Origin of the sequence: Helicobacter pylori SA213A (genome assembly GCF_000476275.1) — a bacterium.
Lineage (GTDB): Bacteria > Campylobacterota > Campylobacteria > Campylobacterales > Helicobacteraceae > Helicobacter > Helicobacter pylori_CL.
Window position 1 is genome coordinate 1 of record NZ_CBOM010000028.1, and the last position, 10,215, is coordinate 10,215.

At 32.9% G+C, this 10,215-nt stretch carries 10 protein-coding genes; all 10 read right to left on the reverse strand.

All coding sequences use genetic code 11. The annotated features are described in order from the left end of the window. On the reverse strand, positions 1–309 hold a 309-nt coding region (locus tag QT74_RS07405), incomplete at its 3' end, for a hypothetical protein (RefSeq protein ID WP_050579220.1). After that, a complete protein-coding gene (locus QT74_RS07410) occupies positions 306–1,277 on the reverse strand; it encodes an ATPase, T2SS/T4P/T4SS family (RefSeq protein ID WP_050579221.1) in 972 nt (323 codons plus the stop codon). The genes QT74_RS07410 and QT74_RS07405, both read right to left, overlap by 4 nt. Further along, positions 1,274–1,576 carry a hypothetical protein gene (locus QT74_RS07415; protein ID WP_033765806.1) on the reverse strand — a complete coding sequence of 101 codons (303 nt, stop codon included), beginning with the start codon at positions 1,574–1,576 and terminating at the stop codon, positions 1,274–1,276. The genes QT74_RS07410 and QT74_RS07415 overlap by 4 nt, the downstream gene beginning before the upstream one ends. 1 nt (position 1,577) lies before the next feature. Further along, positions 1,578–1,895: a hypothetical protein gene (locus tag QT74_RS07420; RefSeq protein ID WP_033765808.1), complete on the reverse strand. Its 318-nt coding sequence runs from the start codon at positions 1,893–1,895 to the stop codon at positions 1,578–1,580. Then, positions 1,888–2,181: a hypothetical protein gene (locus QT74_RS07425; protein WP_033765809.1), complete on the reverse strand. Its 294-nt coding sequence runs from the start codon at positions 2,179–2,181 to the stop codon at positions 1,888–1,890. Before QT74_RS07425 ends, QT74_RS07420 begins: the two co-directional genes overlap by 8 nt. 69 nt (positions 2,182–2,250) lie before the next feature. Next, positions 2,251–3,516 (reverse strand): DNA type IV secretion system protein ComB10, encoded by a 1,266-nt coding sequence (locus tag QT74_RS07430; protein ID WP_033765810.1) that lies wholly within the window; start codon positions 3,514–3,516, stop codon positions 2,251–2,253. Beyond that, positions 3,516–5,048: a TrbG/VirB9 family P-type conjugative transfer protein gene (locus QT74_RS07435; RefSeq protein ID WP_033765811.1), complete on the reverse strand. Its 1,533-nt coding sequence runs from the start codon at positions 5,046–5,048 to the stop codon at positions 3,516–3,518. Before QT74_RS07435 ends, QT74_RS07430 begins: the two co-directional genes overlap by 1 nt. After that, positions 5,048–6,217: a VirB8 family type IV secretion system protein gene (locus tag QT74_RS07440; protein ID WP_033765812.1), complete on the reverse strand. Its 1,170-nt coding sequence runs from the start codon at positions 6,215–6,217 to the stop codon at positions 5,048–5,050. Before QT74_RS07440 ends, QT74_RS07435 begins: the two co-directional genes overlap by 1 nt. A gap of 116 nt (positions 6,218–6,333) precedes the next feature. Continuing rightward, entirely contained in the window at positions 6,334–8,367 is a 2,034-nt protein-coding gene (locus QT74_RS07445; RefSeq protein ID WP_033765814.1) for a type IA DNA topoisomerase, read from the reverse strand. A gap of 2 nt (positions 8,368–8,369) precedes the next feature. Beyond that, on the reverse strand, positions 8,370–10,215 hold a 1,846-nt coding region (locus QT74_RS07450; RefSeq protein ID WP_033765819.1), incomplete at its 5' end, for a VirB4 family type IV secretion/conjugal transfer ATPase.

The window sequence follows — 10,215 nt, forward strand, 5'->3', positions numbered from 1 at the left end:
AAGATTTAAATGATGAGCGATTTGGTTTAAATTATTAAAAGTTGCATTCAAGCCTTTATAAACTTGATTGAGATTTTTCATATAAACTAAAAGACTTTTTTTAACGGCTTGATATTGGGCCAAAGATTGTGTGTTAAGATCGCTAGAATGGCTTAAAATACGGGTTTCTATATATTTAGTCATAGGCATATAGTGATTTTTAGATAATTCTTTGAGTTTCTCATAAGCGTTTTTTTCTAAAACCAACACCAAGCGTTTTCCACCATTTTTAAGCTTAGAGTTTTGATAAGGTTTGGTATTCTTTTTCATTCGTATCCTAAAAGTTGTTTTAAATCTGTTTTGACATCTAAAAAATCTGTAATTTCTCTCTCATGGGTTTTATGATTAAATTTCAAATGGATTAAATAATCTATTCCAGCACAAAAATAATTTAAAAGAGCGGTTGGATTTACTTCATTTCTGCTTATTGCCATATTCATAGAGATGGCTTCAAAGGCATCTTTAGTGCTATTAGCATGCAAAGTGCTTATCATGCCACTATGTCCTGTGTTAGAGAGCCTTAAAAATAAAGAAGTGTTTCTTGTGTCAAGTTCGCCAAGCAAAAGCCTTTTAGGTGTCATTCTCATAGCCGAGTTTAAAGCTTGCTCATAGGTAAAAAAGTTATCTTCATTTTTTCCTACTAAAATATTAACTTGATTAGGATTTTCCATATGTAATTCAGGACTATCTTCTATAGTAACTACTCTATCTTCTAAAGGAATAAAATTGAGTAAGCAGTTTGCAAAAGAAGTCTTACCGCTACTTGTCCCACCTACGATGAGCATGTTTTTTGCATCCATTACTGCATTGATAATTTGTTGGTAAGTCATGTTTTTCTCTAAACATTTTTGAGAAAATTTAAAGCTCTCGATTGGGAATTTTAAAAGACTAGGTATTCTAATGTTGATCGCAATATTGCTATTAGCAATAACACTAGGATGTAAAGCATGAATGCGAAATTGTGTGTAAGGTATAGAAGTAGCGAGCTGTGGGTGTTTTAAATCAAACATTTGATTTCTAAAATTCGCTAATTGTTCGCAAAAAGTGATCAAGTAATCTTGACTGAACCTTTCATCAACCACTAATCTCATAGAAGAGCCTTTAGCTAAATAAAACTCTTTTTCTTTGTTGAATATGATTTCATTGATGGGCATTTCTAAATAAGGCTTTAAATCTCTCACAAATCTTTGCAATACCAGTGGGAGTTGTTCTTGTTTAGAATTAAAAAGACCATTCATTCATCTACACCTTTTTCTATAAAACCATAATGTTGTTCGCCATTTTGAATTTTAAAGGTGTGCATCTTTTTAGCATTAATTTCTCTTTTTAATTCCAATAACTCCTTATTGATATTGGCTAACGATTTCCTATAACTCGCCAGTCGTTTGTTAGCCAATCTGTTTTTTTCCTTGTTTTCCATAATAAGAAATCTTTCTTTAATGACCTTGTCGTTGTAGAATTCTTTCTTTCTTAACAAAACTTCTCTTTTTTGTATTAGACCTTTCAAAAAGCCTAGATTCTGTAACTCATCTGCCATTCTAAACCTTTTTAGTTTTTTTGAAATGCCCTAGTTTTTTGGCACTATCTAGAATTTCCCCACTTTTAGCATCTAACTCATTATCAATAGCTTTTCTTTTGTTTAGAAGCTCTTCAAACTCTTTTACAAGACTTTCATAGCGTTCTTGTTCGGCGTTTGGCACGATAATATACTTGCTATACTCCTTTAAACTCTCTTCGTAACTCTTTTTGTTTTTAGTGTATTGTCTAGATCTTTTCAAAACTTGATCGTTCTTGTTTCCGCCGGTATCCTTATTAGTTTTTTCAGCATCATGAATATTTTTTACTTCATCAATCATTGTTATAAGTCCTTTCTATATCAAAAATAATTTCAAGCGGTTTCTCGTTTTGGATAATCTTTTTTGAAAAATGCTCTTCGGTATTTAAAATTTCTGAAACCAGCCTTTCAGTAATCCTTGCTTGCATTCTGGATCTTGACTCTTTGGTTTCATTTTCTAGGCGTTTATCCATAACTTTCCTTAATTCCATTTGCGCCTCTACTGCTTTTTTGCAAAGCTCCACGTATTCTGCATCTTTACTTTCTTCTAAAGTATTCAATAATTCTTCTTTAGGGTTGAGTTTCATTGGTAATCCTTATGTTTAATATTGTATTTTAATTTTACACTATTTAGAATAAAATTATTCTTAATAATGCTATTTTGTATCATTGTTTTGCTCCTTTTCTTCATTAAAAAATTTCGCTAAGATCTCATTGTTTTTAGGGATAGGAAACCAAATATCCGTATTAGGACTAATAAAAATATGGCTTCCTTCTCTAATAGTGATAATGGGCTTAATCCTGATTTGATCTCGCATGATTTGAGCGATAATGTTATTTAGGCTGATACCAGTTTGTCTTGTCATTTGCATCATCATGTAATCTCCAAAATAGTTTTGGTTAAAACCACCCTTTTTGTTTTTCATCGCTTCGGTAAGACCGCTAGTAAGACCTATGAGTAGCCCATTTGATAAGGTGCTTAAGGATAAAGGAATACCATAGCGTTCCCAATATTTGTTATGGAGTGTGCCTATCATGCCGTTATAGCCCTTGACATCAGCTCCCTTAGCATCGCTTAGTATGATATTGACTCCTTGTGGCGTGATTATCCTATTCCAAGCAATTTCTAAGCGGTATTCTCCTATTTTGTTATTAGAGTTGTAATAGCCTATGGCTCTACTCCCTTTAGGGATTAAAACCGCTCTACCCATCGTTGCGTATATATCACTCTCCACTTGAGCGACTATCTTACTCCCCCCTATTTCACTGCTAATAGGAGTGATCAGAATGGCTGGGATCATCCTGTCAGCTGTAATCGTTCTTAAAAGTTTGTTTTCACTGCTCGCTACATTTTTTCTTTTAAAATTTTTAAAACCGCTAGAGCCGTATTCTTTTTCAAGTTCTTGTTTTTCTTTGGATTTTGTGTTAAAAACACTATTTTTTATAGAGGTTGGAGGCTGCGTTTCTTTTTGACTGCTAATACGAGACGCTAAAATCACAAGGCGGGTTTTTTCTTCTTCGTTAGCGGTATTGTAGTTGAAAGGATTGGAGACAACAGTAGGTTTGGTTTTAAGCATATCTTTTGGTAAGTTTGGTAAATTATTAACTTGTTTTTGAGTGGCTATAATATTGCAATCATCATCTATTAAATTACCCTTACTATCTGTTATCTGATCCTTACAAGATTTTTTAATTCTTTCTTCCTTAGTCTCTTGTTTAACGACATTGTTCTGTGGTAGGATTTTGTTTTCACCCGCTTTTTTGTAGAGATAGTCAGAGATTGGAAACTTACCTTTAACATATTTTTTCACTGCTTTAGGCGAGCTATCATCATAGAGGAAAAACCATGAGCAAAAAATAAGCATCAAAACAATAAAGATACTTACAATCGGTGCGTTTCTAATTACTCTAAAAAAGCCCATTATTTTTTAATCTCTTTAATAGGGTTTGCTTGATTTTGTTTTTGGGTGTTATTCAACCCCTTTTTATTATTCTCTAAATTATCAGTGGTTTTTGGTCTTTCTATATAGGGGATAGGCACGCAATAATGGGTTTTGATAGTGTGTTTTTTGAGCTTGTTTTTCAAATCTTTTTGCAAAGGCTTGGGAGCTTTTATGACGTTTTTAACCTCTTCTAAAGTCTTAACTTCTTCTTCATTTAAGGCTCGGCATTTTTCATTTGGAGTTTGGTTTTTGATTTGAGCTAACAACTCCGTTACACTAATGGCATTTTTAGGTTGAGGCGTAGTGTCTTCAATCAAGTGAATGTTGTTTCGTTTGGCTTTCATGGCTTCATCTTGCTCTAAAAGCCTTTTTAAACGCATGAAGTCCTTAGATTTTTGGTATTTGTGCTTATCTCTTCTTACGCACACATATTCCTTACCGCTCCTTAAAGTCCATTTTTTAGAAACGTCTTCAGCAATAATATAATTACCTACCACACGGCTATTGATAGGATTATCATACCCATCTACAACCTTATAGGTGTAAGGAAATTTTGAAAAGGCTTGATCTCTGTCATATCTAAAATAAGTGTATTTGCCATCATCAAAGACATCTAGCGCCTTTATATCAAGCGCATCATCACTAGGTTTTTTATAGAGCCACAAACTCCACCAGGTGCGTTTGTGTTTGGGTTTTTGCAAATAACCACGATTGATTTTAGCTTTTTCAATGAAAATGTGATTGACTTCATCTCCAATTCTTATAAACTTGCCATCATCAATTTCCTTGCTCTCATAATTGATTTTTCTATAGTCAAGCTTTTGTTTGTCTTGTTTATTAGGGCTATTTGTATTTGTTTCTGTTTGAGCCAATTGTTCTTGCTCTCTTTTTTCCAGCTCGTTTTTAGACAAAATATTGAGCTTACCGATAGCCCTTTTATTAGAGACAAACACTGAAAAATAACTTTGAAATTTGCTAGTGTAAGTGGTGCTAAACAAGTAAAAAGTATAAATTGTTCCGCTCGCTCCGACTACGGTTAGGTTTGTATCCACCCCTATAAGCAAGGGTTTGATCACTAGCATGTTGGATAAATCGTAATGATCATTAGTGGGGTAAGTGAGTTCAAAACCGCTAGGATCTCCTAAGCTCACATAGATAATAGGATCATTGTCAAAAATAAAAGTGGTAGTCATCGCATAGCGTAAGCGGATTTTGTTGGTGTTGCCTGCCACATATAAGACATTGAAATTATTGTCTTGCAATTTTCTATTTTTAGAAAAATACACGCTCTGTAAGGCTTTTAAATCCATAAGCTGTTTGGCTTTTTCTTTGTTTTCTTGTTCTTTGAAACTTTCTAAACTATCAGATTTTGCTGGGATAAGATTGTTGTTTTCTTTGCCATGTTCAAAAGAAGTTGTAGGATCAGTTTCATTGGTATTGTTTCTAAAAATACCCTCTTCAGCGCTAAGTAAAGCGCAATACAAAAATAGCGATAGAGTGAATTTTTTCATTATTGTTCCTTAACATCTTTATATTGGCTCATATGAGGGTCTTTTTTCTCGGTATGGATAATCCTAGATTTCACACCATCATCTTTGACTTTATTTTTTTCATCCAAGTCTTTTAAAATCGCAATTTCAGTTACATCATAACCTGTAACAATAAAGCCTGTAGGATTTAAAGACATGGATTCAAAATTGATTTCTTGTTTTTTAAATTCAAAACTCATCACCACTTTATAGCGTTTTAAGCTCTCTAATTCTCCACTATGATACAAGCTCACTTCAATGTCAATATAGGCTAAATCTTTATCTAAGTAAATATTTGCAATCTTTACTTTTCTTGTGAGTAAAGGATTGGTGTAAATGCTGTCATAATGAGCGATGAGTTTTTCAAATTCATACCATACCTCATTGGAACTTTGCTCTTTAATGGTGTTTTGACGCATTTTTTCATGTTGCTCAATATGAGTAATGCTTTCCCTGTTTAGCACATACGCTCCCACTAATGAACGAATAAGAGCTTTATTGGCTGTAATGGTGCTATCTGCCTTTTGAACTAAAGCAAAATTTTCTTTATTGTTAGAAAATTGCACTAAATACGGCTCTTTTTGTTTTAAGGGCAACAGAACAATCAGTAAGATAATAAGCAACGCTGTTGTGCCAAAGAAGAAACACGCTACATAAAAGATATAATCGCCTAATTTTTTCTCTAAATGATAGATAACGCTTGCATCTCTCACTTCTTCAAAGAGCATTGTAGGGGCAATGCTTTTATCAAAGCCTATTCTAGAGAAAAAGTTTTTAAAAATTCTTTCTTTTTTTTCTTGGATTGGCTCGTTTTGGGGTGTTTCTTTTTTCTCTGTTTCTATCACAGGCTCTTCTACAAATTCTTTAATTCCATTGATGGTGGTTTGAGTGGGCAATGGCAAAGAAAACAAATCGTTAGGCTGGTTTTCTTTAGTGTCTTGATTTTCTTCTTTAAATTCTGTGTTGTTGTCTGCTTTAAGATTTTCTTTGTTTTCTAATTGCTTTAATTCATTTTCAATTACTCCTAAAAGCAAAGTTTGTTCTTCATTCTCTTTTAGATCGCCCCACAAATCCATGCGTCTTTTAGTTTGTAATTCTAAATTTTTTAAACCGCCATGAAATTGTCCTAAAACTTCGCTTCTTTTTGACATCAACTAGCCTATGGATTGATTTAAGTGAAAAAAGGCACAAGGGCTTTTATACATTTCATATTGTTTGTTAGAACATCCACTTAGTGCTAACAAAATTATTCCTATTAAAAATATTCTCATTTCTTTGCTTTTTTGTGTTTATCAATCCATTTAGAGATAGCGAATTTGTCATTCAATATTTTATTGGTGGGCATTGCCAATTTACACTCTTCGCAAATTTTTTTAACCAGATTTAGTTGTTTTTGACTAGGTTTTTCTTTAACATGCTCTGCAATCCAATCAGAACATTTTTCCTTATTCTGCAGGATTTCTTGACTGGGTTTTTGTAATTTTTTATCTTTACAGATTTTGTCTATGAGTTCAAGTTGCTTATTAGTAGGCATGTTGTTGTCAGTAGATTGTGTTTGATAAAACTTGGCGGTACTTTTTAATTTGCTTATGACTTCAAACATGAACTTTTCATAACTAGCTTCACCTCTCATAATTAAATCCAAACATTCTTCAAATTGTTTGGTAGTGCTTCCTAATTTGCTCTTATCCTTGCTTGTAAGAGCGATGAAATCCACTTCTTTATCTTTTTTGAAAAATGAAATCACCTCTAATCCTTGACTAGTAGGGGTGATAGCGTTAGTTTTTGTATCAATACTAATATATTTACGCTTCAAAAGAAGATCTAAGAAGCTCGCATAAGTGCTAGGACGACCAATCCTCTCGCTTTCTAATAAGGGAATAAAGGCGCTTTCTTTATAAGGTTTAGGACTGGGTTTTTCTATTTTTTTAATAAAAACTTCTTTTAACGGGACACTATCATTTTCTTTTAATGAAAAGTTTTCTATTTCACTTTCTTGTTCTTCCTTGTTAAGTTCTTCTTTGCCTTGAATGAGTTCTTCAATCTCTAAAAAACCCTTTTCTTTTAAAAGTTTGAAAGAGAGCTTAAAACTCTCGCTTTTAACTTTAAAGATACAATCATATTGATTGTATAAGGCGTTTCTACTTTGAGAACAAATTGTATTGGCATAAATAAGTTGATACAACTTCAGCGCTAATTCTTCGCTTATTTTAGCGTCACTGCACACTTTTTCTAAGTCTTTTAAAGCATGCAGATGTGTAATTCTTATGGCTTCATGCGCTTCAGCTTGTGAATTTTTGCCAGCCTTATATTCCCTGTATTGATAAACACTTGGATAAATAGGCTCAAAAAACACTTCATGTTCTTTGAGATACTCAGGACTTAAAAATTCACTATCAGTTCTGTGATAAGTGATGAGACCAGCTTCAAAGAGTTTTTGAGCAAGTTGTGCGATTTCTTTAGTGGGTATTTTTAAGGATTTGCTCGCTTGGGATAAAAGTTTAGAGGTGGTGAAAGGTTTTTTGGGTTCTTTATTGGATAGACTTTCTTTTACTGAAACTAGAACACTCATAGAGCCTAATCCGTCCTTTAGATCTTCTAAAAATTGAGATGCTTCGTTTTTGTCTTTAAATTTAAAATCCACTAGTTCGTTTTTTTCATTCGCTCTTACATGCTTAATAATCACTTCTTTTTCATTGCACACAATATTAGCTTGGATTTGATATTCTACTTTTTCTTCAGCATCCAACTTATCAAAATCCCTTATTTCTTGATCTCTTTGGCAGATTAAAGCTAGAGCTGGAGTTTGCACTCTACCAGCGCTCAATTCACTAAGGTTTAAACTTTTTCTTAAATAGCTTGTTAGAGCAAAACCAACAACCTGATCGCTTGCAATCCTACCTAAGAATGATTGGTATAAATTAGTGTTAGAACGAGAAAATAACACCGCATTTTTTAAGCCGTTTTCAATACCGCTTGGTGTGATCTCATGAAATTCTGCACGATAAATTTCACTAGCTACATTTTTAATTTTTTCATAAAATTGATAGCCAATACCATAGCCCTCTCTATCAGGGTCAGTAGCGATATAGACTTTTTTGTCCCTACAAGCATTGATTAAAAAATTTATTTTCTTAGCCTTGTCTTCTTTGATTTCAAACTTACAAGCAAAATTATTTTCAATATCTACGCCTATAAGGTTAGTAAAATGCCCTATAGTTGCATAAACTTCCGCACCTGTTAGTTGTTTAATCTTTTCAACCTTATTAGGGCTTTCAATGATAATCACGCTATCTTTCATTCCTACTCCTTTGTCAAGTAAATTTCTTTATAATCCTTTGGATTATCCTTTTTAAGCGTTTCCAGTTCAAAAACGCTAGACGCGCTAGAGTTATACGCTCTTAAAAATTTTTTACTGGTGCTGTTTAGTTTTTCTAAATTGATTTCTAAAAATACGCTAGATTGAGTGAGAAGGTTTTTCACTAATACTTGCCTAGCGTTTAACGGCGTTTTGTTTAAAAAGGATTTTTCAATAGGACTTAATAAAATGCCATAGCTCTCTAATTTCTCAAAATTGTTTGTAGGATAGAGTATGACTTGAGCGGCGTTTTCTATAATGGACTTTGCTCCCTCTACGCCATCAAGTTGGTTAATGTCTTGAAAGGCTAAAGTTAAAACCCCATTGAGTTTTCTAGCTTGAGCGAGTGTGTCTTTGATTTTAGCTAACATAATGGGATTTTCAATAACAGATTTTGCTTCATCAATGAATATATAAAAAGGCTTGTTTTCTAATTTAGCTCTATTCATGACTTTGTAGAATAGGTATAGCACTGCCAAGTTGAAATCTTTTTTACTACTAGAAAGAGCATCCATATCAATAACAGAAAGCTTTTTAGCAAAGTCTAAACAATCAGTAGAATGCTTGTATAAGTCTTTTGAACTCTCTTTTTCTAAAATGTCTTTGCTATCTAAATAGTCTCTTTCTAGCGTGTCTTTAAAATCTCTTAGCTTAAAAATAGCACCCCCTTGTTTTGTGATATTGTTATAGCAAACTCTGATTGTTTTAGATAAAGCACTTAAAGTCTTTTTTTCTTTTTCATCTTTAGTATCTTCATCAATATTGAGCATGAATGCCAACCAACTCACTAAAAAGGTGCAATTAGCGCTTGTATCTTTTAAAGAAAACGGATTAATGTAGAAATCATTGCTATCGTTGTATTGACCATCTAAAAACTCAGTCATCACACGCATGCCATTATTTCTGTCTAAAGCCAAAATACTTAAATCTTCATACTTAAAACAATTGGTGATTAAAAATTCAATTAAAGTGGTTTTACCAGCCCCTGTGCCACCAAAGATGATGGTATGCCCTGATACCATATCATTTTTTCTTTTTGCCTCATAAGCATGGAAATTGAATAAATAAGGCGATTTGTCTTGGTTTCTAAAAATAGTTAAATGGCGATCACCCCATGAATTTCTAGAAAAACCACAATTTTGTTTTTCCAATATGATTAAAGAAGCAATATTTTGACTAGACAACAAACGCTTTCTAAAATTCAAGCGATTACGATTGGGGAAAAAGCTAAAAAACATAGGCAACATGCCAATACTCTCTTGTGTGCTTACAATACCTTTTTGTTTAAGCAAGTTGGTAATTTCTATACAAGCACTATCTAAATCGGTTTTAGTTTTGGCATGAACTAAAATGTTTAAAGAAATCTCTTGCATCAAAACTCTGTCTGTTTTAATAAGGTCATTCAATTCATCAATTTCAACTCTAATGCTCTTATTCGCTCTTTTTCTTTTAGTTTCAATCCTTTTTTCAGCCTTTGCTTTAGGAATATTGTCAATGTTTAAAATCACATCAAATTCTAAAGATAAATGCAACACTGAAGAAAGAGCAGTGCTGACAATTTTGTCTATATCATAAGTCTTAATGCTGATGAAACGCTTGAAAATCTCTTTACTATTATGAATGTGAGTGAAAAAATCTTTTTTAAAATGCACATCAGAATTGATCATGCCATCATGCAAACGACCTCTAGCAAAAGTGTATTCACTAGGAACACCATTGATATATTCCGCATAAAAATTAAGCAAACTATTGGCGTCTATTTTTTCTACAAACAAGCCAGAAAGCATGTTT